At 73.4% G+C, this 25294-nt stretch carries 24 protein-coding genes; 15 read left to right on the top strand and 9 right to left on the bottom strand.

Going from position 1 to position 25294, the window contains the following annotated elements; genetic code table 11:
- Positions 1-171 precede the first annotated feature (171 nt).
- The 5 genes from AC3CH1_RS33845 to AC3CH1_RS33825 all read left to right on the top strand — a co-directional run bounded on the left by AC3CH1_RS33845 (position 172) and on the right by AC3CH1_RS33825 (position 5967).
- Positions 172-1032: a DeoR/GlpR family DNA-binding transcription regulator gene (locus tag AC3CH1_RS33845; RefSeq protein ID WP_488466360.1), complete on the top strand. Its 861-nt coding sequence runs from the start codon at positions 172-174 to the stop codon at positions 1030-1032.
- A gap of 62 nt (positions 1033-1094) precedes the next feature.
- Entirely contained in the window at positions 1095-1541 is a 447-nt protein-coding gene (locus tag AC3CH1_RS33840; RefSeq protein WP_018956731.1) for an SRPBCC family protein, read from the top strand.
- Positions 1542-1691: 150 nt separating this feature from the next.
- Positions 1692-3722, top strand: coding sequence for a hypothetical protein (locus AC3CH1_RS33835; RefSeq protein ID WP_488466359.1), 2031 nt, complete (start codon positions 1692-1694; stop codon positions 3720-3722).
- Positions 3723-3869: 147 nt separating this feature from the next.
- Positions 3870-5429: an SDR family oxidoreductase gene (locus tag AC3CH1_RS33830; protein WP_488466804.1), complete on the top strand. Its 1560-nt coding sequence runs from the start codon at positions 3870-3872 to the stop codon at positions 5427-5429.
- Positions 5430-5490: 61 nt separating this feature from the next.
- Positions 5491-5967 (top strand): SRPBCC family protein, encoded by a 477-nt coding sequence (locus tag AC3CH1_RS33825; protein WP_488466358.1) that lies wholly within the window; start codon positions 5491-5493, stop codon positions 5965-5967.
- A 21-nt stretch (positions 5968-5988) separates the two neighbouring features.
- Here the strand turns inward: AC3CH1_RS33825 and cds1 are convergent, their stop codons facing one another.
- Entirely contained in the window at positions 5989-7122 is a 1134-nt protein-coding gene (cds1, locus tag AC3CH1_RS33820; protein WP_488466357.1) for an L-cysteine desulfhydrase Cds1, read from the bottom strand.
- 235 nt (positions 7123-7357) lie between these two features.
- On the opposite strand from cds1, the gene AC3CH1_RS33815 reads away from it, so the two are divergent.
- Together AC3CH1_RS33815 and AC3CH1_RS33810 are read left to right on the top strand one after the other, a co-directional pair.
- The gene (locus AC3CH1_RS33815; protein WP_026290322.1) at positions 7358-7675 is read left to right on the top strand and encodes a hypothetical protein; all 318 of its coding nucleotides are present in this window, start codon (positions 7358-7360) and stop codon (positions 7673-7675) included.
- A 255-nt stretch (positions 7676-7930) separates the two neighbouring features.
- Positions 7931-8449: an ATP-binding protein gene (locus AC3CH1_RS33810; RefSeq protein WP_488466356.1), complete on the top strand. Its 519-nt coding sequence runs from the start codon at positions 7931-7933 to the stop codon at positions 8447-8449.
- Between the two features lie 116 nt (positions 8450-8565).
- Here AC3CH1_RS33810 and AC3CH1_RS33805 read toward each other — a convergent pair whose 3' ends face one another.
- Positions 8566-9780, bottom strand: coding sequence for an ROK family protein (locus AC3CH1_RS33805; RefSeq protein WP_329359025.1), 1215 nt, complete (start codon positions 9778-9780; stop codon positions 8566-8568).
- 239 nt (positions 9781-10019) lie between these two features.
- Here AC3CH1_RS33805 and AC3CH1_RS33800 point away from each other — a divergent pair, with 239 nt between their 5' ends.
- The 3 genes from AC3CH1_RS33800 (at position 10020) to AC3CH1_RS33790 (ending at position 12416) form a co-directional block, all read left to right on the top strand.
- The gene (locus AC3CH1_RS33800) at positions 10020-11150 is read left to right on the top strand and encodes an MFS transporter (RefSeq protein ID WP_488466355.1); all 1131 of its coding nucleotides are present in this window, start codon (positions 10020-10022) and stop codon (positions 11148-11150) included.
- A gap of 114 nt (positions 11151-11264) precedes the next feature.
- The gene (locus tag AC3CH1_RS33795) at positions 11265-11630 is read left to right on the top strand and encodes an SCO4225 family membrane protein (protein ID WP_488466354.1); all 366 of its coding nucleotides are present in this window, start codon (positions 11265-11267) and stop codon (positions 11628-11630) included.
- Between the two features lie 33 nt (positions 11631-11663).
- Complete coding sequence (locus AC3CH1_RS33790; RefSeq protein WP_488466353.1) at positions 11664-12416, top strand: maleylpyruvate isomerase family mycothiol-dependent enzyme; 753 nt, start codon at positions 11664-11666, stop codon at positions 12414-12416.
- A gap of 225 nt (positions 12417-12641) precedes the next feature.
- Here AC3CH1_RS33790 and AC3CH1_RS33785 read toward each other — a convergent pair whose 3' ends face one another.
- Positions 12642-13343 (bottom strand): TetR/AcrR family transcriptional regulator, encoded by a 702-nt coding sequence (locus AC3CH1_RS33785; RefSeq protein ID WP_488466352.1) that lies wholly within the window; start codon positions 13341-13343, stop codon positions 12642-12644.
- Between the two features lie 128 nt (positions 13344-13471).
- On the opposite strand from AC3CH1_RS33785, the gene AC3CH1_RS33780 reads away from it, so the two are divergent.
- On the top strand, positions 13472-13927 hold the full coding sequence (locus AC3CH1_RS33780; RefSeq protein WP_488466351.1) for a nitroreductase family deazaflavin-dependent oxidoreductase: 456 nt from the start codon (positions 13472-13474) through the stop codon (positions 13925-13927).
- 73 nt (positions 13928-14000) lie between these two features.
- On the opposite strand, the gene AC3CH1_RS33775 is transcribed toward AC3CH1_RS33780, so the two are convergent.
- Positions 14001-15215: a geranylgeranyl reductase family protein gene (locus AC3CH1_RS33775; RefSeq protein ID WP_488466350.1), complete on the bottom strand. Its 1215-nt coding sequence runs from the start codon at positions 15213-15215 to the stop codon at positions 14001-14003.
- A gap of 195 nt (positions 15216-15410) precedes the next feature.
- Between AC3CH1_RS33775 and AC3CH1_RS33770 the strand changes: the two genes are divergently transcribed.
- Complete coding sequence (locus AC3CH1_RS33770; RefSeq protein ID WP_488466349.1) at positions 15411-16775, top strand: M20/M25/M40 family metallo-hydrolase; 1365 nt, start codon at positions 15411-15413, stop codon at positions 16773-16775.
- 111 nt (positions 16776-16886) lie between these two features.
- The gene (locus AC3CH1_RS33765) at positions 16887-17612 is read left to right on the top strand and encodes an MBL fold metallo-hydrolase (RefSeq protein WP_488466348.1); all 726 of its coding nucleotides are present in this window, start codon (positions 16887-16889) and stop codon (positions 17610-17612) included.
- Positions 17613-17665: 53 nt separating this feature from the next.
- Here AC3CH1_RS33765 and AC3CH1_RS33760 read toward each other — a convergent pair whose 3' ends face one another.
- Together AC3CH1_RS33760 and AC3CH1_RS33755 are read right to left on the bottom strand one after the other, a co-directional pair.
- Positions 17666-18703: an NUDIX domain-containing protein gene (locus AC3CH1_RS33760; RefSeq protein ID WP_488466347.1), complete on the bottom strand. Its 1038-nt coding sequence runs from the start codon at positions 18701-18703 to the stop codon at positions 17666-17668.
- Positions 18704-18957: 254 nt separating this feature from the next.
- Positions 18958-19887 (bottom strand): ROK family protein, encoded by a 930-nt coding sequence (locus tag AC3CH1_RS33755; protein WP_488466346.1) that lies wholly within the window; start codon positions 19885-19887, stop codon positions 18958-18960.
- 207 nt (positions 19888-20094) lie between these two features.
- On the opposite strand from AC3CH1_RS33755, the gene AC3CH1_RS33750 reads away from it, so the two are divergent.
- On the top strand, positions 20095-21123 hold the full coding sequence (locus AC3CH1_RS33750) for a LacI family DNA-binding transcriptional regulator (protein ID WP_488466345.1): 1029 nt from the start codon (positions 20095-20097) through the stop codon (positions 21121-21123).
- 93 nt (positions 21124-21216) lie between these two features.
- On the opposite strand, the gene AC3CH1_RS33745 is transcribed toward AC3CH1_RS33750, so the two are convergent.
- The gene (locus AC3CH1_RS33745; protein WP_488466344.1) at positions 21217-22050 is read right to left on the bottom strand and encodes an alpha/beta fold hydrolase; all 834 of its coding nucleotides are present in this window, start codon (positions 22048-22050) and stop codon (positions 21217-21219) included.
- Positions 22051-22149: 99 nt separating this feature from the next.
- On the opposite strand from AC3CH1_RS33745, the gene AC3CH1_RS33740 reads away from it, so the two are divergent.
- Positions 22150-22698: a CGNR zinc finger domain-containing protein gene (locus AC3CH1_RS33740; protein ID WP_488466343.1), complete on the top strand. Its 549-nt coding sequence runs from the start codon at positions 22150-22152 to the stop codon at positions 22696-22698.
- Positions 22699-22824: 126 nt separating this feature from the next.
- Here AC3CH1_RS33740 and AC3CH1_RS33735 read toward each other — a convergent pair whose 3' ends face one another.
- Entirely contained in the window at positions 22825-24123 is a 1299-nt protein-coding gene (locus AC3CH1_RS33735; protein ID WP_488466342.1) for a DUF6986 family protein, read from the bottom strand.
- Between the two features lie 163 nt (positions 24124-24286).
- On the bottom strand, positions 24287-25249 hold the full coding sequence (locus AC3CH1_RS33730; RefSeq protein WP_488466341.1) for an electron transfer flavoprotein subunit alpha/FixB family protein: 963 nt from the start codon (positions 25247-25249) through the stop codon (positions 24287-24289).
- Between the last annotated feature and the right edge of the window lie 45 nt (positions 25250-25294).

Below are 25294 nucleotides of genomic sequence, written 5' to 3'. Positions count from 1 at the left end.
TGGTGACCCCGCCGGTCGCGAAGTCCCGAGGATTCCGGGCGCGGGGCGGGCGTGTGAAGCGGTCTCACGGAATCTCCCCAGGTGATACGCCGGACATGCCTGCGTGGCAGGATGAGCGTGTCGCGCAGACCGCTGCGGACCGTACGGCAGAGGGAAGGACCGGGCCCGGCGTTGAGCGAGAATCAGAACCTGCTCGCGGAGCAGCGACGTGCGCTGATCCTCGACGAGGTGCGCAGGCGCGGTGGGGTCCGGGTCAACGAGCTGACCCGCAAGCTGAACGTCTCCGACATGACGATCCGCCGGGATCTGGACGCGCTGGACCGCCAGGGCGTGATCGAGAAGGTCCACGGCGGCGCGGTCCCGGTCGTCGAGGCGAGTGCGCACGAGCCCGGGTTCGAGGCGAAGTCGGCGCTGGAGCTGAGCGCCAAGGAGGACATCGCGCGGGCGGCGGCGGCGCTGGCGGTGCCCGGCAGCGCGATCGCGCTCTCGGGCGGGACGACGACCTTCGCGCTGGCCCGGCATCTGCTGGACGTGCCGGATCTGACGGTGGTGACCAACTCGGTGCGGGTGGCCGATGTGTTCCATGACGCGCAGCGTCCGGCCGGGGGGCGCGGGGCGCGCCCCGGGGCGGCGACGGTGGTGCTGACGGGCGGGGTGCGCACTCCATCGGACTCGTTGGTCGGGCCGGTCGCGGACCGGGCCGTCGACTCCCTCCACTTCGATGTGCTGTTTCTCGGCGTGCACGGGATCTCGGCGGAGGCGGGGCTCTCGACGCCCAACCTCGCGGAGGCGGAGACCAATCGCCGTTTCGTCCGGGCGGCGCGCCGGATCGTGGTCGTGGCCGATCACACCAAGTGGGGCACGGTGGGCCTGAGTTCCTTCGCGACGCTGGAGGAGGTCGACACGTTCGTCACGGACGCCGGTCTGGCCCCAGGGACGCGCGCGGAGATCGAGGAACATCTGCCGGGTCTGCTGGTGGCGGGCGACTCTCCCGCCGGGGCCGCCGACGCCTCGCCCGCCACCGAGGGCTGAGGCGGGCGCTCCGGATTCCGTTCGGATCGGCGGGTTTGCCGGACACCCCATAGGATCGTGGTGTGGCCGTCTTCCGGATCGAGCGCTTCTCCCCACTCCCCGCAGCCGAGGCCTGGCGCCGGGTGACCGACTGGGAACGGCACGGCGCGCAGGTGCCGTTGACCGCGGTCTCGGTCCCGACCGGACTTCCCTCGCAGCTCGGGACGGTCTTCGTGGCGCGTACGGGGCTGGGCCCGCTGGCGTTCGACGATCCGATGGAAGTGGTGCGGTGGACGCCTCCCGCCGGGGGCCGGGCCGGGGTCTGCCGACTGGAGAAGCGGGGGTCGGTGGTGCTGGGCCGGGCCTCGATCGACGTGCTTCCCACGGATTCCGGTTCCCATGTGGTCTGGGTCGAGGAACTGCGGGTGCGGCTGGTGCCCCGGTGGGGTGATCCGCTGCTCGCCTCCACCGGACGGCGGATGTTCGGCAAGGTCCTGGACGCCCTGCTCGCCTCCCCCGGCGACCGGTAGGACCGTCGGGCCGGAGCCGCTCGTCCCAGCGTCTCCGCATTGATCGCCAACGACCGGGTGGCCGATGCGGTACGGGTGATGTGACCGTCACACGATTGACTCGTTTGTCGGTATGACATCCCCGCCACGGCCCCGGAAGGCACCCATTTCATGCCGATCCATCAACCGCAGCAGCGGACCGACGTACACCCCGACCGCACGGGCGTGCAGCAGGCCGAGGCCGCTCTCGTGGAGCACTATCCCCGCCTGGTGCGGCTCGCCTACGTCGTCCTCCCGCCGGCACTCGGGCGGCACCGCCGGGTCCTGGCCGCGCACGCCGTCGTCCAGCGGGCCCTGCCCCCTGCCGGGAGCCGCGTGCGGAACCCGCGCGTTCCCGGACAGTCCCGCCGGTCGGGCGCTCCGGAGGGCACGGAGTCCGCACCGGAGGACGCCGGGCCAGAACAGGGCCCCTCGGGCGCCGCGTACGGGTGGATGCGGCTGCGGGTGCTGCGAGCGGCGCTGGCCCACGAGCGGCGGCCAGGCTGGTGGCCCGGAAGGCTCCCGGCTCCGGGCGCGCTGCGTCCGGCCGTGCCGGTGGTGTGGGGGCTGCGGCTCTTTCCCCGGGCGGGCGGCGTCGATGAACTGGCCCTGGACCGGGCCCTGTCCGCGGTGCCCGGGGCGGTCCGGGCGGCGTTCGCCCTGCAGTTGCTGGAGGGACTCGACGAGTCCGGGGCGCGGGAGCTGCTGGCCGGGGCGGCGGTGGCGGATCCGGCGGACGCGGTGCGCCGGGCGGCCCGGCTGGGGAGGCCGGACCGGGCCGGGGCGCGGGCGATGCTCAGGTCCGGCGAGTTCGACCCGTGCACGGTCCAGACCCGCCCGAGCGACCTGCTGCGGCGCAGGCACCGGGTGCGGGCGGTGGCGGTGGCCGCGGCGCTGTGCGTGGTGGCGGGAGGTCTGGCGGTCTCCGTCGACGCGGGGACGCGGTCCACGGGCGACGGCCGGAACCCGGCCGCCGCCGCGGCCCCGGCGCTCGACCCGGCGGGGCTGCTGCGGGCGTCGGCGGAGCGGTGGGCGGACACCTCGCGCGTCGACTTCACCGCCTGGCCCGCCCGGGGCGGGCGCACGGGCGACGGCGAGCTGCTGGGCCGGGCGCTGCGGGCCTGGTCCGGTCCGCCGGGCACGGTCCGGGTGTCCACCACGCCGGGCACGGTCGCGGTCCCGCCCGCGCAGCCGCCCCGGCTGCTGTTCGCGGGTGAGGTGGACGGGGCGGCCGTGGTGCTGTTCCACGACGGCGGGATCCGGGTGGCGCGGTACGCGGAGCCGCTGTCCGGGCCCGGCGGGGCTGCGCTCGACTTCGCCCGGATGGACGACGCGGACGTGACGACGGGCGCGGCCGTCGTCGTCAGCCGCACGGGCGACGGCGCGCGGTTCCTGCTCGCCCCCTGGATCGCCGGGTCGAGCACCCGGGACCTGCTCGCGCCGAACACCCCCGGGCAGCCGCTGGAGGTCGGGCGGGACGGGGTCACCGCCCCGGTGCCCCGGCCCCCGGCGGGCGGCGCGTGCGACTCCTGGCCGGTGCTCCAGCTGCGTTCGTCCGGGCGGATCGTGGAGAAGCACGCCTTCCTGCTGACGGATCTGGGCGACCTGGCTCCCGCGCATCTGACGTACACCCCGAAGCCCGGCCGGGGCGCGCCGGCCCGGCAGCCGCGTGAGGCGACGGGCACCGAGGCGCTGCTCGCCTGGGCGCGTACGGCGTGTTCCCTGCGGACCCTGTCGGGCTCCGGTGTGCGGGCGGTCAACAACTGGGCCTTCGCCGAGCAGAAGCTGCCCGAGGGCGGGGCCTCGGCGGGCTGGCTGTGCACCCGGGCCGACACCTGGCGGGGCCCCGGCCGGGTGCTGGTGCAGTTCCTCGGCCCCGGGGCCTCGCCCACGGACCCGGCCGCGGTGGTCGCCGACCGCGACGACACGGCCCTGTGCAGCAGGTTCGGGCAGCACGTCCTGGCGGGCACGCACTGGAAGGCGGCCTCCGGCCGGTGGTACGTCCTGGCGGCGGGAAGCCGGGCGGTGACCCGGATCGAGGCTACCGGGGCGGTACGGGGAGCGGCGGGCGGACCGACGTTCGCCGTGCGGGCGCCCCGTGACGCCGATGTGGAGCTGACGGGGTCGCTGCGCGGGGGCGAAACGCTGGCCGCAGTGCGCTGAGCCGGCACGGGGCCCCGGGACACGTCGCCGTAACGATGGCGTCGATGCCGCCGTACGGAGCCCCCCGACCGGTCGTACCGGCCCTCCGGTGCCACACTCGGACAGGTGACGGATCTTGACGACACCTCTGACCGCGGCTCCGACGACCTGAGGCCCGCCGAGGGCCCGGACGGCCTCGCCGGCCCCGACAGCTCGCCTCCGCGCGCTCTGGTGACCGGGGCGACCGGTTACATCGGCGGCCGACTGGTGCCCGCTCTGCTCGATGCGGGATACCGGGTGCGCGCCCTCGCCAGAACGCCGCAGAAGCTGCGCGACTATCCCTGGGCCGACCGGGTCGAGGTGGTGCGCGGCGATGTCACCGACGCCGCGTCCCTGGCGGAGGCGGCGCGGGACGTCGATGTGGCGTACTACCTGGTGCACGCACTCGGTTCCGGCGCGGACTTCGAGGAGACCGATCGCAGGGCGGCCCGGGCCTTCGGCGAACAGGCGCGGGCGGCCGGGGTGCGCCGGATCGTGTACCTGGGCGGGCTGACCCCGGCCGGGGTGCCGGAGCGGAACCTGTCGCCGCATCTGCGCTCACGGGCCGAGGTGGGGCACATCCTGCTGGACTCCGGGGTGCCGACGGCGGTACTGCGCGCGGCGATCGTGATCGGCTCGGGGTCCGCCTCGTTCGAGATGCTGCGGTATCTCACCGAGCGGCTGCCGCTGATGATCACCCCGAGCTGGGTGCGGACCCGGATCCAGCCGGTGGCCGTACGGGACGTCGTCCGGTATCTGGTGGGGAGCGCGAAGCTGCCCGAGGAGGTGAACCGGGCCTTCGACATCGGGGGCCCGGACGTCATGACGTACCGGGACATGATGCAGCACTACGCCCGGGTGGCGGGGCTGCGGCGACGGTTGATCCTGCCGGTGCCGGTCCTCACCCCGACGCTCTCCAGCCGCTGGGTCGGTCTGGTCACCCCGGTGCCCAGCTCCATCGCCCGGCCGCTCACGGAATCACTGCGGCACGAGGTGGTGTGCCGGGAGCACGACATCAAGGAGTACGTCCCCGATCCGCCGGACGGGCCCATCGGCTTCGACCGGGCGTTGCGTCTGGCCCTGAAGCGGATCCAGGAGGCACGGGTCGACACCCGCTGGTCCAACGCCTCGGTGCCCGGCGCGCCGAGCGACCCGCTGCCCACCGACCCGGACTGGGCGGGCGGCAGTCTCTACCGCGACGACCGGGAGCTGACCGTGCCGGTCGGGCCGGACGCGCTGTGGCGGGTGATCGAGGGCATCGGCGGGGAGAACGGCTGGTACTCCTTCCCCCTGGCCTGGGCGGTGCGCGGCTGGCTCGACCGGCTCGTCGGCGGGGTGGGGCTGCGGCGCGGCCGCCGGGACGCCCAGCGGCTGCGGGTGGGCGACTCGCTGGACTTCTGGCGGGTGGAGGAGATCCTGCCGGGCGAACTGCTGCGGCTGCGGGCCGAGATGCGGGTGCCGGGCCTGGCCTGGCTGGAGCTGTCGGTGCGCCGCGACGACCGGGGCCGGACGGTGTACGGGCAGCGCGCCCTGTTCCATCCGCGCGGGCTGTTCGGCCACGTGTACTGGTGGAGCGTGTGGCCCTTCCATTCGGTGGTGTTCGGCGGGATGGCTCGCAACATCGCCGAGGCTGCCGGGGCCGAGGAGAAACGGCGTGCGTCGACGGCCGGCAGTGGTACAGACAACTGACGGTCCTGCCGCTAGGGTGTGCCCGGCCCAACACGCCGCAGACCGCCGGGAGGTGCACGCGATGGCACGCCTACTCCGCACCGTGGGACGGGAGTTCGTCGATTCCGCGCCGATTCGTCTGGTGTTCGCCGCCGAGGTGTCCGCGCCCGTGGGTGTGGTGTACCGCGCGCTCGCCGAGGATGTCGCGTCGTGGCCGTCCTGGTTCACCGCCGTCACCCTGGCCACGCCCACCCATGAGGGGGCGGGCCGCGAGGTACGGCTGCGGGGCGGGGTCCGGTTCCGCGAGACGATCGTGGCCGCCGAACCGGACACGTGCTACGCCTACCGGGCCGACGAGTCCAACGCGCCGGGTCTCCGTGCCCTGTTGGAGGAGTGGCGGCTCACCCCCGAGGGGTCCGGTACCCGGGTGCAGTGGACCTTCGCCGCCGACGGGACGGGGCTGTTCCGCCTGGTGCTGAGCCTCGCGCGGGCGGGGGTGGGCCGGTCCTTCCGGGACGCCGTGCGCCGCCTGGACGCGCGGCTGGCGACGACGCCCTGAGCCGTGCGGCCGGCGCGGCCCTCAGCAGGGCCAGCCTCCGGTGGCGAGGAAGTCGTCGATGGCGGCGGTGTACGGGGCGATGTCCAGGCCCTGTTCCTCCAGCCACGAGTCAGAGTAGTACTTGTCCAGGTAGCGGTCGCCCGGGTCGCACAGCAGCGTGACGATGCTCCCGTGCTCCCCCCGCTCCACCATCTCGGCGATCAGCTTGAACGCGCTCCACAGTCCGGTGCCCGTCGACCCGCCCGCCTTGCGGCCGATGGCGCGCTCCAGGGCGCGGACGGCGGCGACGCTGGCGGCGTCGGGCACCTTCATCATGCGGTCGATGGCGCCGGGCACGAAGCTGGGCTCCATGCGCGGGCGGCCGATGCCCTCGATGCGCGAGCCGCGGTCGCTCGTGGCGAGCGGGTCGTGGTTGGTCCAGCCGTCGAAGAAACAGGAGTTCTCCGGGTCGGGCACACAGATGCGGGTGTCGTGCTGGAGATAGTGGACGTAGCGGGCGATGGTCGCCGAGGTGCCGCCGGTCCCGGCGGTGGCGACGATCCAGGCGGGCTCCGGGTAGCGCTCCAGGCGCAGCTGCTGGTAGATCGACTCCGCGATGTTGTTGTTGCCGCGCCAGTCGGTGGCGCGCTCCGCGTAGGTGAACTGGTCCATGTAGTGCCCGCCGGTCTCGGCGGCGAGGGCCGCGGACTGTTCGTACATGGTGCGCGAGTCGTCCACGAAGTGGCACCGCCCGCCGTGGAATTCGATGAGCCGGGTCTTCTCCGGGCTGGTGGTGCGCGGCATCACGGCGATGAACGGGACGCCGATCAGTTTGGCGAAGTACGCCTCCGACACGGCCGTCGAACCGCTGGACGCCTCGATGACCGGCCTGTCGGGCCGGATCCAGCCGTTGCAGAGCCCGTACAGGAAGAGCGAGCGGGCGAGGCGGTGCTTGAGGCTGCCGGTGGGGTGCGTCGACTCGTCCTTGAGGTAGAGGTCGATGCCCCATGCCTCGGGCAGCGGGAAGCGCAGCAGGTGGGTGTCGGCGGAACGGTTCGCGTCGGCCTGGACCTTGCGTACGGCCTCCTTCAGCCAGGCCCGGTACTCCGGGTCGCTGCGGTCGACGTCCACGGTCGCCCTGGCCCCGTGCCCGGCTGCGTGCTCACTGGTGTCCATGGGCCTGCTCCTGTTGGTCGTCGGTCCGATGCTGGCGCCTCCACGATATGCACCCCACCTGCGCAAACGGTCACTTTGATGGCCCATAGCGCTGCCTTTGACCACCGCCCGCGGGGGCGGCGGCGACGGGCGGAGCGGGCGAGAGCCCGTCGTGCTGCCGGGCCCTCTGGCGATCCGGCCCGCGCCGGGGCACACTGCACAGCAGGGTGTGGTGTCGAAGGGGGGCGAATCCGCCATGACGGACGTCGAGTTCAGTGCTTCGGGGGTCAGGATCGAGCGGTTCACCAGGTCGCTGACCAGGGCTGGTCAGGTGGTGGTGAAGGACGGGCGGCTGTCGCTGCTCACAAGCAACGGGCGGGAGATCGACAGCGCCCCGGTGGGCTCGGTCAGCGCCCGCAAATGGTGGTTCATCGCGGCCGATTCCGTCATCGCCCGGGTGAACGGGGTGCGCTACCGGTTGACGATGGGGCAGCGCAGCCGCAGGCGCGACGGGGCGGCTCCGCTGCGGCGCTTCCTGGAGGCTCTGCGCCACGCGCGCGGCCGCCGGGACTGACCACCGGCTCGGGTCCGGCGGGCCGGTTCGCGGGCCGCCGGGCTCCGCCGCGAGTTGCGGAGCTGTATCCCCTGGGCCACGCTGGTCCCATGTCACTGAAGGTGCACCCTCGGTGACAGAGTGATCCGCTCCACGGACCGGATCGCGCGACACGAGCAGACACGACAAGAGCAGAGCGGATTCGGCAGTCAGTCGTCCGCCGGCTCCGTTCGTTCTTCTTCTCTTCTTCCGGACCTATTTCGGGGAGTCGCAGCCGTGATCAGCGAGCCAAGCAGGCACTGCACGGTGGAGCTCCAGGCCCTGCCGTCGCGGATCGGTCAGGTCCGCAGAATCATTTCGGCGCAACTGCGCTACTGGCATCTCGATCCTCTGATCGACCAGGCGGCCCTGGGCGTCACCGAGCTTCTCACCAACGTTCACCGGCACGCACAGCCGGACAAGTCATGCACCGTCGACATCGAGCTGCTGCTCGACCGTCTGACGGTCTCCGTCCACGACCACGACCCGCGCCTGCCCACGGTGAACGAGGCGGACTCGTTCGCCACGTCGGGCCGGGGTCTGGCCCTGATCGCCGCCGTCAGCGAGAGCTGGGGCGTGCGGCCGATCGGCTCGGCCGGGAAGGCCGTCTGGTTCACCCTGCCCGCGGCCACCGGCGCCTCGACCCTGCCACCGCTCGCGGTCTACGGGTCGATGACCGACGGGCCGTTCGGGGCCGTGACCATCGCCCCCGACGACCTCGTGGCGGTGCCCGCCCGGTCGGCCGTGGTCGGCTGAAAGGGAGCGCTCCGGGCCGGGTCGACGGCGTGCGGCAGGGCGGCCCGGCGCGTCCTCACCGATCGCGCCGCTCGAGCGGCAGCGGTGAACGCGCCGACGGCGGGGACCTGCGGGCGTCAGGCCAACGCCGCGAGCGGGTCGTCGAGGACCGGCTGCCAGGCCAGTTCGGCGGCGCCCACCAGGCTGTTGTGGGCCAGGGTGCACGGCAGGATCGGCACGCTGCCGCTGCGCCCCCACAGGCTCCGGTCGGCGACGACGGCGCGCAGCCGCTCCGGGTCCGCCTCCAGCAGGTCGCGGTGGAGCCCGCCGAGGATGATCCGGTCCGGGTTGAGGATGTTGACCAGTCCGGCCAGTCCCAGCCCCAGGCGGTCGATCAGCGCCTCGGCGGCGTGCCGCACGGCGGGGTCGTCGTACTCCGTACGGAGCAGGTTTCCGGCCTGCTTGAGGAGGGACTCCTCGGGACCCGGTTCGCGGCGGGCGGTGGTGAGGAAGGCCAGCGGGTCGGTCTCCACGTCGAGGCAGCCGCGCCCGCCGCAGTGGCAGGGCCGCCCCTCGGGGTTCACGGTGAGATGCCCCACCTCCAGCGCGAGACCCGAACTCCCGCTGTGCAGGCGGCCGTCGAGGACGAGGGCCCCGCCGACGCCCCGGTGGCCGGTGGCCACGCACAGGAGGTGCTGGGCGCCGCGGCCCGCGCCGTGCCGGTGCTCGGCCAGCGCGGTGAGGTTGACGTCGTTGCCGGTGAACGCGGGCCCGGTGATGCCCGCTTCGCGTACGCAGGCGGCGAAGATGTCGCGGACCGGGGAGCCGGCGGGCCACGCGATGTGCAGCGGATTGAGGGCGGTGCCCTCCGGCTCGGCGACCGCGGAGGGCACCGCGAGCCCGGCCCCGACGCAGCGCAGCCCGCTCTCGCGCAGCAGCCCCGCCCCCGCTTCCACGACCTCGCCGAGGACCTGCGCGGGGTCGGCCATCACCGCGACGCAGCCCGGCGAGGTGGCGACGATCCGGCCGCCGAGCCCGACGAGCGCGGCCCGGAAGCCGTCGGCGTGCACTTGGGCGGCGAGGACGACGGGGCCGGTCTCCAGGACGGACAGCCGGTGCGAGGGGCGGCCCTGGGATCCGGCCGCCGACCCGGGGCTGGAGTCGACCCGGATCAGCCCGAGTGCCTCCAGTTCCGCGGCGACCGCCCCGGCGGTGGCGCGGGTGACGCCGAGTTCGGAGGTGAGCACGGCCCGGGTGGGGGCGCGTCCGGTGTGGACCAGTTCCAGTGCGGGCCCGAGCGCGCTGCGGCCCCTCTCCAACTTCGTCCGGGTGGTGGTCGCCTTGCCGTTCATGGGGGCGAGTCTCCCATGATCCGAAGGCGCCCCGGACGCCCAGGGCCTGCCCGGGGACCCGGTACCGGCCACGGCCGGGCCCCCGCGACGTACGGCGTGCAGCGGTGTTGCGCCCGTCGCCCGAGCGCCCCTATGCTGAGTTTGTGCCGCAACTAAACAAACTGCGGACGGCCCTACCCGGGGGACCCGGCGGAGACACCGCCCCACCCTCGCCGGCCCGCCTCCGTACCGCGCTGACCGTGTTCTTCGCCCTCGACGGGTTCCTCTTCGCCGGCTGGGTGGTCCGTATCCCGGCCATCAAGCAGCAGACCGGAGCCTCCGCCTCCACCCTCGGCCTCGCCCTGCTCGGCGTCTCCGCCGGGGCGGTCATCACCATGATGCTCACCGGCCGACTGTGCCGCCGTTACGGCAGCCATGCCGTCACCGTCGTCTGCGGCGTCCTGCTTCCCCTGAGCATCGCCCTGCCCGCCCAGACCCACTCGGCGCTCTCCCTCGGCCTCGTGCTGCTGGTGTTCGGCGCGGCGTACGGCGGGATGAACGTGGCGATGAACAGCGCCGCCGTCGACCTGGTCGCCGAACTGCGCCGGCCCGTGATGCCGAGCTTCCACGCGGCGTTCAGTCTGGGCGGCATGGTCGGCGCCGGGCTCGGCGGGCTGGTCGCGGGGGGCCTGTCCGCGTCCACGCACCTCTTCCTGCTGGCCGGGACAGGCCTGCTCGTCACCGCGTTCGCCGGGCCCGCCCTGCTGCGCCACCGCCCGGCCCCCGCCGCTCCTCAGCCGGTCGACCGGGAAGCGCCGAAGCAGCGGCTGTCGCCCCGGGCCCGCCGCGTCGTCGTGCTCTTCGGCGTGATCGCCCTGTGCACGGCGTACGGGGAAGGGGCGCTGGCCGACTGGGGCGCGCTGCACCTGGAACAGGACCTGGGCGCACACCCCGGGCTCGCCGCCGCCGGCTACGCGCTGTTCGCCCTGACGATGACGGCGGGCCGGCTGACCGGGACCCTGCTCCTGGAACGGCTGGGCCAGACCCGCACCCTCGTCCTCGGCGGCGTAACGGCGTCGGCCGGAATGCTGCTGGGCTCACTGGCGCCGACCACCTGGCTGGCGCTGGCCGGGTTCGCGGTCACCGGCCTCGGGCTCGCCAACATCTTCCCCGTCGCGGTGGGGCGTGCGGGCGAACTCGCGGGACCGAGCGGAGTCGCCGCGGCGTCGACGCTCGGCTACGGCGGGATGCTGCTCGGCCCGCCCGCGATCGGCTTCCTCGCCGACTGGTTCTCGCTGCCGCTGGCCCTGACGACGGTCGCCCTGCTGGCCGCGGCGGCCGCCGCCCTGGGCTACGGAGCGCGCAACGCGACGACGGACGCGCACACCTGATCACCCGCACACATGGTCGATTGAGTAGCCGTACTCAGGCAGGAACCGCTCCCCCGGCCCACGATGGAAGCCTCGACCGAGCAAGAGGCAGAGCGAGAAGCAGGGGAGCACACCATGAAGCGCCTGACCGACCACCCGCACCTGAACACCCTGGTCCGGCTGACCTTCCGCAACCCCGCTTCCCTGATCTACCTCGCGCTGGTGCTCGCGGCGACGCTGTTCGTCGCCGCGGACACCCTGTTCGTCGCCCACGAGGACGCCTCGTTCTCCGGCGTCTGGCTGTTCCTCCTCGCGGCCCCGACCGTCTTCCTGTTCTTCCTCGGCGGCTCCCTGGCGGGCGCCGAGGCCGGCGGGCCCGGGTGGTTCCTGGTGCTCGGCCTGGTGGTCTCGGTCCTCGTCCAGTCGCTGGCCCTGGGCTGGTTCGTCCGCCTGGTGCGCAGGGCCGGGGCGGCCGGTTCCGCGCACCCGCAGGGCGTCTGACGCCCGAACAGGGGGCCTGGCACAATCGCCGCCATGCAGATCGCCGAGCACATCGCGTCGTTGTCCGAGGAAGGGCGGCTGCTGGCGGCCGCCGCCGAGCGGGCCGGACCGGGAGCATCGGTCCCGACCTGTCCCGGCTGGCAGATACGTCATCTCCTGCGGCACACCGGCATGGTGCACCGTTGGGCGGCGGCGTTCGTCACCGAGGCCCACACCACCTACCAGCCGAACGGCGGCGAACCCGACCTCGACGGCGCCGCACTCCTGGACTGGTTCCGCGAGGGGCACCGCCATCTGGTCAGCTCCCTGGAGGAAGCCCCCGCCGACCTGGACTGCTGGACCTTCATGCCGGCCACCTCGCCCCTGGCGTTCTGGTCCCGCCGCCAGCTCCACGAGACGACCGTGCACCGTGTGGACGCCGAGTCGGCGCTCGGCGGTCCGCTGACCCCGGTGTCCGCGGACCGAGCGGTCGACGGCATCGACGAGCTCCTCACCGGGTTCCACGCCCGGCCCAAGAGCAAGGTGCGTTCCAAGAAGCCCCGGACGCTGCGGGTGCGAGCCGTGGACACGGAGGCGGCCTGGACCGTACGGATCTCCCAGGATCCGCCCCGGGCCGTGCGGTCGGAGGCCGGGACCCAGCCGGGCGACGGCTTCGACTGCGAGCTGAGCGGTACGGCGGAGGGGCTCTACCTCACCCTCTGGAACCGGCTGCCGCTCACCGCCGTCACGCTGCGCGGCGACCGCTCGGTGGCCCGGATCTGGACGGACGACTCCGCGGTCACCTGATGGGCGCCGGGTGGTGAGCGCGGTCCGGGCCCGGGTCGGAGTCGAGCAGCGCGAGTCCGACCCGGAACGCGCGCCGGACAGCCACACCGGCGGGCCACCTCTCGGGCCCGGGCGTCCGGGAGGCCCCGGACGGCGGACGGGTGCGGGGGCGTCGGCCGTGCGGGGTGATCCCCCATGCCCCGTGGGGCGTACGCCGCCGGGGAAGGGCGGCCCTACGGACACGACCTACGGCGTGACCGCGCGCAGGCCCACCGAGCGGGCCAGGTCGCCCGCGGCCTGCCGGAACAGCGGCTCGCGCGCCTCGACGACCCGGTTGAACTGGCCGAACAGCTCGAAGGAGATCAGGCCGAACAGCTGGGCCCAGGCGGCGACCAGGGCCGCCACGGCGGCCGGAGGCACGTCCGGGGCGAACTCGGCGGCCATCCGCTCCGCGTCGGAACGCAAGCCCGGGGCGAGGGCGGGCACGGCGAGGTCCCCGGCCCGGAACGCGGCACGGACGATATCGATGAAGACCAGGCCCACGCGGGACGCGGGCCCCACCGTGTCCATCGGGGCGATGTAGCCGGGTACGGGCGAACCGTAGATCAGGGCGTACTCATGAGGGTGCGTGAGCCCCCACTCCCGTACGGCACAGGCCACCGCGATCCAGCGTTCGGCGGGCGGGAGCGCCCCTGCCCGCTCCCCCGCCGCCCGTTCCGCGACCACGCCGATCGCGTCGAACGCGTCGACGATCATTGCGGTGAGCAGGTCGTCGCGGCTGGGGAAGTAGCGGTAGAGCGCGGAGGAGACCATGCCCAGCTCGCGGGCCACGGCGCGCAGCGAGAGCTTCGCCGCCCCCTCCTCCGCGAGCTGCTTCCTGGCCTCGTCCTTGATGGCCGCGGTCACTTCGATGCGGGCGCGTTCCCGGGCCCCTCGGATGGTGCTCATGCGATCAGTCTGCCACGCGCAAGGAGCACCGACCAATAACCAGAGCAGTGCTCTTGCTTTGCAGTCGCACCCCGTGCACACTGATCTCAAGCGAGAGCACCGCTCTCCCAATAACGCGGGAGTCATCCATGTCGCAGCAGCCCTACTACCTCCGGGCGAGCGCCTCCGCCGAACGTCTCAACAGGATCGTCGGATGGCTGGCCCGACGCGGTATCAGCCTGATGGGATCCGCCGAGCTGTCGGTGCGCGGGCGAAAGAGCGGACAGTGGCAGCGCCTCCCGGTCAACGCCCACGCCTTCGAGGGCGAGCGGTACGTCGTCTCGGCCCGGGGACACTCGCAGTGGGTACGCAACATGCGCGTCGCGGGCGGCGGGGAGCTGCGGCTGGGGCGCAAGGTGAACAGCTTCACCGCCGTGGAGATCGCCGACGACGCGCAGAAGGCCCGGATCATCCGGGCCTATCTGGAGCGGTGGGGCTGGGAGGTCAACCAGTACTTCCAGGGGATCACAGCGAAGTCCACCGACGCCGAGCTGCTGGCGGCCTGCCCGGACCACCCCGTCTTCCGCATCACGGTCGCGAGCTGACCCGCCCCGTACGACGTCGGGGCGCCGCCGCCCCGGCCGGGCGGAGCGGCGCCCCGAGAAGCACGGTGGGACCTCAGCGGTCCCTCGCGGACAGCGCCCGCTGCGCCAGCGGGTGCGTACGGACCAGCTCGGCCAGCGACGTCGTCCCCCGGGTGATCCCTGCGAACGCCTTCCACGCCGGGCGGAAGCCGGTCAGCACCGCGTGCAGCATCCCCGGGCGGCGCTCGAACAGCTTGAGCAGGCGGCGGCCGACGCCCATCTCGACGCCGAGACCGGCCTTGATGGCGAAGGCGTAGTTGAGGGCCTGACGGCGGGCGTCCACCGCGTCGTGCGACTCGGCGATCCTGACCGCCCACTCCCCCGCGAGCCGGCCCGAGCGCAGCGCGAAGGAGATGCCCTCGCGGGTCCACGGCTCCAGCAGTCCGGCGGCGTCCCCGCAGACCACGACCCGGCCGCGGGAGAGCGGCGAGTCGTCGCTGCGGCAGCGGGTGAGATGGCCCGAGGAGACGGCCGGCTCGAATCCGGCGAGGCCGAGGCGGGCGATGAAGTCCTCCAGATACCGCTTGGTGCCCGCGCCGTCGCCGCGCGCCGAGATGACGCCCACGGTGAGGGTGTCCCCCTTGGGGAACACCCAGCCGTAACTGCCGGGCATCGGGCCCCAGTCGATGAGCACCCGGCCCGCCCAGTCCTCCGCGACGGTGGCCGGGACCGGGATCTCCGCCTCCAGGCCGAGGTCGACCTGGTCGAGCTTCACCCCGACATGGGCTCCTATCCGGCCGGCGCTGCCGTCCGCGCCGACGACCGCCCGGGCGAGCACCGTCTCGCCGCCGGCCAGCACCACGGCGACCGTCCGCCGGTCGGGCACGGCCGGACCGTGCTGCTCGACCCGCACCACCGATGCCCCGGTGCGCAGTTCGGCTCCGGCCTTCTGCGCCTCCTCGACCAGACCGGCGTCGAACTCCGGGCGGTTGATGAGCCCGAAGAGCATGCGCCGGGAGCGGCGGGTGCGCGACAGCTTGCCGTTGAGCGAGAAGGTGACCGCATGGATGCGGTCCTTCAGGGGCAGTTCGAACCCCGGCGGCAGGGAGTCCCGCGAGAAACCGATGATTCCCCCGCCGCAGGTCTTGTAGCGCGGCAGTTCCGCTTTCTCCAGCAGCAGGACTCTCCGGCCCGCCACGGCTGCCGCGTACGCCGCCGATGCGCCGGCCGGTCCGGCGCCGACCACGACGACATCCCACACGGGCGACTCTTCCGGCTCACGTCCGGCGTCTGCGTTCTCGCTGCTCACGATGTGCTTCTGCTCCTGATCCGACCAGTGGCCCCAAGCTGCTCACGGCATCCTACGGCGCGTTCCGGCCCAGCCCTCCTGTGGGAGGATCGGCCATGATTTCGTCGTACATGCGTCGCCTCACCGACGGCGTCGCACACGGTCGCGTACACACCGCGCCCTATCCCTAACGTCGCACCCACGAGGAGCGTGCCCATGACCGCCCGTCCGATTTCCGAGACCGTCGCCTCGCTGATGCCACGCGCCCGGGAGGAGCTGGCCGAGCTGGTGGCGTTCCAGTCGGTGGCGGACCCGGCGGTGTTCCCGAGGAGCGAGTGCGAGGGCGCGGCACGGTGGGTCGCCGACGCCCTGCGCGCCGAGGGGTTCACGGACGTCGCCCTGCTGGACACCCCCGACGGCACGCAGTCCGTCTACGGGTTCCTGCCCGGTCCGGCCGGGGCTCCGACCGTGCTGCTCTACGCGCACTACGACGTGCAGCCGCCGCTGGACGAGTCGGCGTGGATCTCCCCGCCGTTCGAACTGACCGAGCGCGACGGCCGCTGGTTCGGCCGGGGCGCGGCCGACTGCAAGGGCGGGTTCATCATGCACCTGCTGGCGTTGCGCGCCCTCAAGGCGAACGGCGGCGTCCCGGTCTCGGTGAAGGTGATCGCCGAGGGATCCGAGGAGCAGGGCACCGGTGGTCTGGAGCGGTACGCGGAAGCGCACCCGGAGCTGCTGGCCGCCGACACGATCGTCATCGGCGACACCGGGAACTTCCGGGTCGGACTGCCGACGGTCACCGCGACGCTGCGCGGGATGACGATGCTGCGGGTGCAGTTGGACACCCTTGCGGGGAACCTGCACTCGGGGCAGTTCGGCGGCGCGGCCCCGGACGCGCTGGCCGCGATGATCCAGCTGCTGGCCTCGCTGCGCGCCGAGGACGGGACGACCACGGTCGACGGCCTGACCGGCGACGCGGACTGGGACGGGCTCCAGTACCCGGAGGCGGAGTTCCGGCAGGACGCGAAGGTGTTGGACGGGGTGGAGCTGATCGGCACGGGCACGGTCGCGGACCGGATCTGGGCCCGCCCGGCCGTCACCGTCATCGGCATCGACTGCCCGCCGGTCGTCGGCGCGACGCCGTCCGTGCAGGCGAGCGCGCGGGCGCAGATCAGTCTGCGGGTGCCGCCGGGCCAGGACGCCGCCGAGGCGACGAAGCTGCTCACCGCCCACCTGGAGTCCCGCGCCCCCTGGGGTGCGCGGGTGCGGGTGGAACAGGTGGGCCAGGGCCAGCCGTTCCGCGCGGACATGACCAGCCCGGCGTACACGGCGATGGCGGACGCGATGCGGGACGCGTACCCGGGCCAGGAGATGCAGTCCTCCGGGATGGGCGGCTCTATCCCGCTGTGCAACACGCTGGCGGGCCTCTACCCGCAGGCGGAGATCCTGCTGATCGGGCTGAGCGAGCCCGAGGCGCAGATCCACGCGGTGAACGAGAGCGTCTCGCCCGAGGAGCTGGAGCGGATGTCGGTCGCCGAGGCGCTGTTCCTGCGGAACTACGCGGAGTCGAAGAAGGTCTGACCCCGCCCACGGCTGCCCTCGGGGGAGGCCCGGGCCGCCCTACGCCCTCGGCGAAGTCGCCCGAAGCGTAGATCCGTGCGGCGGACGTCCGTCGCTGCGTACGTTCGCCGCATGGATCTCGTCGAGGTACTCCCCCAGTTGCACATGTTCCGCTTCCGGATCGGTCAGGCCTACCTCTGGCACGACGGGAGGGGCGGGACGGGCGGGACGGGCGGGACGGGCGGGACGGAGCTGACCCTGGTCGACGCGGGTGACGTCGAGTCGGCCGCCGCGATCGAGGACGCGATCCGCACGCTCGGCCTCGACCCTGCCGGGATCCGGCGCATCGTCATCACCCATGGCCACCGCGACCACTACGGGGCCGCGCGGGAGCTGGCGGACCGGCACGGCGCCGAGATCATCGCCCACGCGCTGGACGCCCCGGTGGTACGGGGCGAACTGCCCGTACCGGAACCGGACCTGCTGGACTGGGAACTGCCGCTGTGGGAGCACGGGCTGACGTGCCCCGACGCCCCGCCCACCCGGGTCGACCGCGAGGTAACCGGCGGCGAGGTGCTGCCGTTCGGGGACGGGGCACGGGTGGTCCACGCACCCGGTCACACGGCGGGCTCCATCGCGCTCCATCTGCCGCGCCACGGTGTGCTGTTCACCGGGGACACCGTCGCCTCCGTGGAGCGGCGTGTGATGCTCGGCGTGTTCAACGTGGACCGGGCCGGGGCGGCCAACACGTTCCGGCGACTGGCCGCGCTCGCACCCCGTACCGTCTGCTTCGGTCACGGCGACCCGCTCACCGAGAACGCGGCCGCGGCGATGGACGCGGCGGCGAACGGCGCGTGAGCGGCCGACGGGGATGAGCGGCCAACGGCGCGTGAGCGGCCAACGGGCCCCGCTCAGCCCACCGGCACCCCCGCCTCCAGGTTCAGCACGGTCGACCGCTCGCGCGCCCGCAGGGCCCAGCGCAGCCGCTCGTACCGGGTGGGCGGCAGCATCCCCGCGGCCTCCTCCTCGGTGACGAAGCGCCAGCCGCGCAGCTCGGAGCCGGGCAGCAGCAGCCGGCCGGCGTCCTCGGAGCGCAACAGGCCGCCGTCGAAGAGGAAGCGCAGCCCGCCGTAGCCGGGCGGGCAGGGCGACTCCCAGTCGACGAGCAGCAGGGTGGGGACCCGGTCGAGGCGGAGGCCTATCTCCTCGGCGACCTCACGGATCCCGGCCTGCGCGGGAGCCTCGCCCGCCTCCACCACCCCGCCGGGGAACTCCCACCCCGGTTTGTACGTGGGGTCGACGAGCAGCACCCGGTCCCGCTCGTCGAAGAGCAGCACTCCGGCGGCCACCGTCTCGGCGGTCGGCTCCGGGCTCTGGACGATCGGGCACGGCGCGGCGTTCCCCGTGCGCAGGGCGTCCGCGATCCGCTCGGCCGTCTCACGGGGCGTGAGGGCGCTGTTGTCGACCACGTGCGCGTCCTCGGCGATCCAGTCGAGGGCGTCGCGGTACGGGCCGATGTGCTCGTACGCCCACCGGCGCACGCGCTCGCTCTGCTCCTCGTCGCCGGGAAACTCCTCGCGGCCCGCGATCCGGCTTCGCAGGATCGTTTCCTCAGGTGAGAGCGCCACATGCAGCACGGGAATGCGCCGGGAGGCGAGCCCTCCGAAGATCTCGTCGCGGTACTCCTGCCGCAGCAGGGTCATCGGCACCACCAGCACCCCGGGCACCTCGGCGAGCAGCGCCGCCGCCGTGTCCACCACGAGCCGCCGCCAGATCGGCAGCTCCTGGAAGTCGTCGACCTCGGCGAGCCTCTTCTGCGGCAGCAGGCCGCGCAGCCCCGCGCCGGTGTCCTCCGGGTCGTACAGCATGCTGTTCGGGATCAGATCGATCAGTTCGCTCGCGGCGCTGGTCTTGCCCGCACTGAACGCACCGTTGATCCAGACGATCACGGTTCCCCCTCTTCCGTAGCCCCCTGTGGCTTGCCCGCAACACCCTGCCGCGGAAACCCCGCGGCGGCGACGGCGTTGACCGGATGCGGTCGTCCGGAGCGATCGGGGGCCGGGCAGGGCGCTCGGAACGTGACCCAGGGGGCGCCCGGCCTGACGAACCGGGCGCCCCTGGAAGCTGTCGCCGGGGTCCGCCGGGCCCTGTCGCCGAACTCCTGTCGTCGCCCGGAGGGCGGGCGGGAGTTCGACGCCAGGGCCTAGCGCAGCGCGATGGCCGCCGCCGCGGCCCCCACCAGACCCGCGTCGTTGCCCATCACGGCGGGCGCCACGGTCAGCCGCCGGAGGTAGGAGAGCGTGGCGTAGTCGCGCAGGCTGCGGCGCAGCGGCACGAAGAGCACGTCGCCGGCCCCGGCCACTCCCCCGCCGACCACCGCGATGTCGAGGTCCGCCAGGGTGGCGGTGGCGGCGATGCCGGCCGCCAGCGCCTGGGCGGCACGCTCGTAGGAGGCGATGGCGACCGGGTCTCCGGCGCGGGCGGAGACGGCCACCGCGGCGGCTGTCGCGTCGCCGTCGAGCCTGGGCCGCCAGCCGTTCTCCAGCGCGCGGCGGGCGATGTTGGGGCCGCTGGCGATGCCCTCGACGCAGCCGCGCGCACCGCAGGGGCACAGGTCGCCGTCCAGGTCGACGCTGATGTGGCCGATGTGCCCGGCGTTGCCCGAGGGGCCGGGCCGCGGGGTACCGTCGAGGACGAGGCCGCCGCCGACGCCCGTCGACACGACAAGGCACAGCGCGTTGTCGTAGCCCCGGGCCGCGCCGAGCCAGTGCTCGGCGGCCGTCATCGCGACCCCGTCGCCGACCAGGGCGACCGACAGTCCGCCCGCCGTCTTGTGCACGCGCTCCACCAGCGGGAAGTCCCGCCAGCCGGGGACGTTGACCGGGCTGACCGTGCCGGCGGCGGCGTCCACCGGACCGGCGCTGCCGATGCCGACGGAGCCGGCGCGACCCCACAGCGGCGAGGCCATCAGCTCGCCCAGCACCTGGTCCACGGCGCCCATGACCTCCTCGGCGCCCTCCCGGGCGGGCGTCGGCCGCTGCGCCCGCACGAGGAGGGATCCGTCGCCGTCCACCAGCGCGCCGGCGATCTTGGTGCCGCCGATGTCGAGCGCGGCGACGAGGTCGGTATGCATCGGTGTGTGCTCTCCGGATCAGTGAAGGGGCGGGACCTGCGGGTTCCGTCCACAGTCTGCACAGTCTCCATGCCCTTGACAACGTTGTCAAGGGCCTATGCTCGACGCCACAGCCTCCGATCACCCCCGCGGCGCCCCACCGGGCCCCGCTCGGCGCCGGCCGGAGCACCGCAGCCCCGCCCGTAATCCGACGACAGGACAGCGCACGTGGACCGGACCGCCCGTCATTCCGAGACCCGCTACGGCAACCGGCCGACCATGAAGGACGTGGCGGCCCGCGCCGGAGTCGGCCTGAAGACGGTCTCCCGGGTGGTGAACAGCGAGCCCGGCGTCACACCGGACACCGAGCGCCGCGTGCAGGAGGCGATCGACGCGCTCGGCTTCCGACGCAACGACAGCGCCCGTGTGCTGCGCAAGGGCCGTACGGCATCCATCGGACTGGTCCTGGAGGATCTGGCGGACCCGTTCTACGGTCCGCTGAGCCGCGCGGTGGAGGAGGTCGCCCGCGCACACGGCGCGCTGCTGATCAACGGTTCCAGCGCCGAGGACCCGGAGCGGGAGCAGGAGTTGGTGCTGGCGCTGTGCGCCCGCCGGGTGGACGGTCTGATCGTGATCCCCGCGGGCGACGACCACCGTTATCTGGAGCCGGAGATCAAGGCGGGCATCGCGACGGTCTTCGTGGACCGCCCGGCGGGCCACGTGGACGTCGACATGGTGCTCTCCGACAGCTTCGGCGGGGCCAGGGAGGGCGTGGCGCACCTCATCGCGCACGGCCACCGCAGGATCGGGTTCATCGGCGACCAGCCGCGGATCCACACGGCCACCGAGCGGCTGCGCGGCTACCACGTCGCCATGCTGGACGCGGGCATCACCGTCGAGGACGGCTGGGTCTCCCTCGGCTCCACCGAGCCGGAGCGGGTGCGGGCCGCCGCCGAGGGGATGCTCTCCGGACCCGAGCCGGTCACCGCGCTGTTCGCGGGCAACAACCGGGTGACGGTGACGGCGGTCCGGGTGATCGCGGAACGGGAGCGGCCCGTGGCGCTCGTGGGGTTCGACGACATCGAGCTGGCCGACCTGCTCGGCATCACCGTGATCTCGCAGGACGCCGCGGCGGTCGGCAGGACCGCCGCCGAGCACCTCTTCCGCCGCCTCGACGGGGCGGACCACGCCACGGCGCGGGTGGAACTGCCGACGACGCTGATCCCCCGCGGCTCGGGCGAACTGCCCCCCGCCTGAGGCCCGTCGGGCGCGGCCGCCCGCACGGGGGCGCACGACCGCGTCACGAAGGTGTGCGGACCGCACGTCGGGGCGGCGCCCGTCGGGGCGTGGTCAGACCCCGGCGCCGGGCCGCCGGAATTCCCTGGTCAGCAGGGCCAACAGCTGTGCGGGGGCGTCCTCCTGCACCGTATGGCCCGCGCCCTCGATCCAGTGCAGTTCGGAGTGCGGGATCAGCGCGTGCAACTGCTCGGCGAAGGGCGCCGGCAGGAACCGGTCCTCACGCCCCCAGATGATCCGGGTCGGCACCGGAACGTCCCCCAGCAGGTGCTGGAACTCGTCGGTCGCGGCCTGTTCGGCCTGCCGGTACTGGCGGTAGTACGCGGCCCGGCCGCGCTCGCCGCGCCACGGATCGACATGGGCGGACAGGACGTCCGCCCGGTAGCCGGTGTGCGTCGCGTGACGCAGATGGCTCTCGACCAGCGCCTCGTGGGCGTAGCCGGGGAGTTGCTCGAAGACGTGCGCGTTCTCCCTGATGAGCCGGAAGAACCCGGTGCCCCACTCCCCGCTGGCCACCGCGTCCACCAGGGTGAGGTCCGCGTACCGCGCGCCGTGCAGGAGCAGCGCCCGCAGGGCAACGGCCCCGCCGATGTCGTGGGCGATCACGCGCGGGCGCTCCAGCCCCCAGTACTCCAGGAGCCGGGTGAAGACCTTCGCCTGCGCCGCCGGGCCGACGTCCTGCCCGTCGCGCTGCTCCGACTGTCCGAACCCGAGCAGGTCCCAGAGGTGGACGCGGTGATCGCGGGCGAGGGCCGGGGCGATGTCGCGCCAGATGAGCGAGGAGAACGGGGTGCCGTGCAGCAGGACCACCGGCTCCCCCTCCCCCAGCACGTCCCAACGGACCGCCCCGTCCGGAGTCTCGAACGTCCTGGTCAGCTTCCCGTTCATGGTGCGCCTCCTGGCCTGCGGTTGGGAGGGGGGACCCCTGCCGGACCACGACGTTACCAGCTACAGCGCATTGTCGGTAACCTTGTTAGAGTGGTGGTCATGCGACGGAACCCTGCGCCCGCGGAACTCGAACTGGTCGAGGACTTCTGCAACACGGCCACTCACCTCCACGACGAGGACGATCTCGCCCGGCCGGAGACGGCTGCCCGGTGGCTCGGCGCGCACGGTTTCCCGGCACCGGCCGATCAGGGAGAGCTGGACTCGCTCACGGAGGCGCGGGAGACCGTGCGGGCCTTTCTGGTCGAGCGGACCTCACCGGAGGCGGTCGACGCTCTCAACCGGCTCATCGCCGCGGTCGCGGGTGCTCCCGCCGTGCGCCCCGACGGCACGCTCGCCCTGCGGCCGGCCTCCGGCGGTGCGGTGGCGGAGGTGGTACGCCCGGTGCTCGAAGCCCTCCTGGCACACGGCCTGACCGGGCGTCACGCCACCCGTCTCAAGGCCTGCGCGGCCCCGGAGTGCCGCTGGGTCTTCTACGACCGGGCACCGTCGTCGAACGGTCTCTGGTGCGACATGGACGTGTGCGGCGCACGGCACAAGATGCGGGCCTACCGCGCCCGCGGCGGGGCGGCCGCACGCCGGGACGCCTGAGGGCGGCCCGGGCCCCGGCCTCCCCCGAGGACACGTCCCGGAGGATCGTTCACGGCAGCCGGGGCACGCCGGAGCGCCCCGGCGGGAGGGACCGTCCCGTCGGGGCGCGCACACCGCTGACGCCCCCTACGGAGCCGTGACCGTCAGGTCGCCCCGGCGCGGCGAGGCGAAGGCCTCCAGGTCCGCGCGGGTCAGGCCGGTCAGCCGGGCCACCTCGGCGGTGTCGAGCGCGCCGCAGTCGATGCCGCGCAGCAGGTAGCCACTGAGAGCCTTGGCGGTGGCGGGCTCGTCCATGACGTCGCCGCCGGCCTTGGCCACATAGGCGGCGAGCCGGGCGGCGGCCGGCTCCAGGCCCTCCCGGTAGAAGGCGTAGACGGCCGCGTAGCGCGTCGGCAGGTGGCCGGGGTGCATGTCCCAGCCCTGGTAGTACGCACGGGCCAGAGCGCGACGAGTGAGGCCGTAGTGGAGCCGCCAGGCCTCGTGGACCTGGCCGGCCGGGCCCACGGGCAGGACGTTGGTCGAGCCGTCGGAGACCCGTACGCCGGTGCCCGCGGCGGCGACCTGCATGACGGCCTTGGCGTGGTCGGCCGCCGGGTGGTCGCTGGCCTGGTAGGCGGCGCTGACCCCGACACAGGCGCTGTAGTCGAAGGTGCCGTAGTGCAGTCCGGTCGCCCGGCCTCGCGCGGCGTCGATCATGCGGGCCACCGCGGCGGTCCCGTCGGCGGCCAGGATCGACTGGCTGGTCTCGATCTGGATCTCGAAGCCGATGCGTCCGGCGTCGAGGCCGTGCGCCTTCTCGAAGGCTTCCAGGAGCTGGACGAAGGCGGTGACCTGCTCGGGGTACGTGACCTTCGGGAGGGTCAGCACGAGCCCTTCGGGCAGACCGCCGGCCGCCGTCAGGCCGCTGAGGAAGACGTCCGTGGTGCGGATGCCCCGGTCGCGGACGCCGGTCTCCATGCACTTCATCCGGATGCCCATGTAGGGGGCCGCGGTGCCGTTCGCGTACGCCTCCGAGACCAGCCGGGCGGCGCGGGCGGCGGCCTCGTCCTCCTCCGCGTCCGGGCGGGGGCCGTAGCCGTCCTCGAAGTCGATGCGCAGATCCTCGACGGGTTCGCGGTCCAGCTTGGCGCGTACGCGGTCGTACACCGGCCCCGCCAGTTCTTCGGGGATGCCGAGGACGGCGGCGAAGGAAGCGGCGTCGGGGGCGTGTTCGTCGAGGGCGGCCAGCGCCTGGTCGCCCCAGGAGCGCAGGGTGCCGGGCTCGAAGACGTCGCCGGGTACGTAGACGGTGTGCACGGGCTGGCGGGTGCCGGGATCACCCGGGTATCGGCGGGCGAGTTCCGCGTCGACCGCCGTGAGGGAGGCGCTGATCTCCTCGCTGACCGCACCGGCGAGGCTCGTTGCCACCTTCTCCTGCTGACCCATGACCATACCCTCCACGCTCTCGTTGTTTCCGCTTCCCGGAATCAACAATCCGTATAGTGAAGTTATAAGGCCACTCGACCTGCGTCAATGGTCGCCCGGAACGGCCGCGGGCCGCGCGGTGGGGTTCACCGTGCGGCCCGCGGCGGGGTGTTCGTCAGGGGGGTCAGCCCTTGCGGGTGTTGATCTCCTCGGTGAGCTGGGGCACGACGGTGAAGAGGTCGCCGACGACGCCGTAGTCGACGAGCTCGAAGATCGGGGCCTCGGCGTCCTTGTTGATCGCGACGATCGTCTTCGAGGTCTGCATCCCCGCCCGGTGCTGGATCGCGCCGGAGATACCCGAAGCGATGTACAGCTGCGGCGAGACCGACTTGCCCGTCTGCCCGACCTGGGAGGTGTGCGGGTACCAGCCCGCGTCGACCGCGGCACGCGACGCACCCACAGCGGCCCCCAGACTGTCGGCGAGCGCCTCGATGAGGGGGAAGTTCTCCGCGCCGTTGACGCCACGGCCGCCGGAGACCACGATCGCCGCCTCCGTCAGCTCCGGGCGGCCCGTCGACTCACGCGGAGTCCGCGACGTCACCTTCGTACCCGTCGCCGTCCCACCGAACGACACCGACAGGGCCTCCACCGTGCCGGCCGCGGCGGCCGGCTCCACGGGCGCCGAGTTCGGCTTCACCGTGATCACCGGCACACCCCTGGAGACCCGGGACCTGGTCGTGAACGACGCGGCGAACGCCGCCTGCGTCGCGACCACACCCTGCTCACCGGCCTCCACATCGGTGGCATCGGTGATGATCCCGGAACCGACCCGCAGGGCCAGGCGGGCGGCGATCTCCTTGCCCTCCGCCGAGGACACCACCAGCACCGCCACCGGGCCGACCGCGTCGAACGCCGCCTGCAGCGCATCCACCTTCGGCACCACCAGGTAGTCACCGAACTCCGGGGCATCCGCGGTCAGGACCTTCACCGCACCGTGCTCACCCAGCACGGAGGCGGTGGCCCCGGCACCGGAACCCAGCGCCACCGCGACCGGGTCACCGATACGCCGGGCCAGCGTCAGCAGCTCCAGGGTGGGCTTGCGGACCGCACCGTCCACATGATCGACCAGAACAAGAACTTCAGCCATGACAACGCACTCCAGACGAGAAATGACGAGAGAGAGAAACAGCGG

This window comes from Streptomyces sp. MGP-P1, from assembly GCF_057766565.1.
This window is presented reverse-complemented; position numbering and strand designations above follow the sequence as displayed.

Bases quoted from the DNA above. Each gene is read 5' to 3' on its own strand.
- AC3CH1_RS33785 (WP_488466352.1), bottom strand. From the start codon at position 13,343: ATGAGCACCATCCGAGGGGCCCGGGAACGCGCCCGCATCGAAGTGACC.
- AC3CH1_RS33835 (WP_488466359.1), top strand. From the start codon at position 1,692: ATGCCGATCCATCAACCGCAGCAGCGGACCGACGTACACCCCGACCGC.
- AC3CH1_RS33805 (WP_329359025.1), bottom strand. From the start codon at position 9,780: ATGAACGGCAAGGCGACCACCACCCGGACGAAGTTGGAGAGGGGCCGC.
- AC3CH1_RS33825 (WP_488466358.1), top strand. From the start codon at position 5,491: ATGGCACGCCTACTCCGCACCGTGGGACGGGAGTTCGTCGATTCCGCG.
- cds1 (WP_488466357.1), bottom strand. From the start codon at position 7,122: ATGGACACCAGTGAGCACGCAGCCGGGCACGGGGCCAGGGCGACCGTG.
- AC3CH1_RS33740 (WP_488466343.1), top strand. From the start codon at position 22,150: ATGCGACGGAACCCTGCGCCCGCGGAACTCGAACTGGTCGAGGACTTC.
- AC3CH1_RS33815 (WP_026290322.1), top strand. From the start codon at position 7,358: ATGACGGACGTCGAGTTCAGTGCTTCGGGGGTCAGGATCGAGCGGTTC.
- AC3CH1_RS33765 (WP_488466348.1), top strand. From the start codon at position 16,887: ATGGATCTCGTCGAGGTACTCCCCCAGTTGCACATGTTCCGCTTCCGG.
- AC3CH1_RS33790 (WP_488466353.1), top strand. From the start codon at position 11,664: ATGCAGATCGCCGAGCACATCGCGTCGTTGTCCGAGGAAGGGCGGCTG.
- AC3CH1_RS33745 (WP_488466344.1), bottom strand. From the start codon at position 22,050: ATGAACGGGAAGCTGACCAGGACGTTCGAGACTCCGGACGGGGCGGTC.
- AC3CH1_RS33795 (WP_488466354.1), top strand. From the start codon at position 11,265: ATGAAGCGCCTGACCGACCACCCGCACCTGAACACCCTGGTCCGGCTG.
- AC3CH1_RS33735 (WP_488466342.1), bottom strand. From the start codon at position 24,123: ATGGGTCAGCAGGAGAAGGTGGCAACGAGCCTCGCCGGTGCGGTCAGC.
- AC3CH1_RS33770 (WP_488466349.1), top strand. From the start codon at position 15,411: ATGACCGCCCGTCCGATTTCCGAGACCGTCGCCTCGCTGATGCCACGC.
- AC3CH1_RS33730 (WP_488466341.1), bottom strand. From the start codon at position 25,249: ATGGCTGAAGTTCTTGTTCTGGTCGATCATGTGGACGGTGCGGTCCGC.
- AC3CH1_RS33755 (WP_488466346.1), bottom strand. From the start codon at position 19,887: ATGCATACCGACCTCGTCGCCGCGCTCGACATCGGCGGCACCAAGATC.
- AC3CH1_RS33780 (WP_488466351.1), top strand. From the start codon at position 13,472: ATGTCGCAGCAGCCCTACTACCTCCGGGCGAGCGCCTCCGCCGAACGT.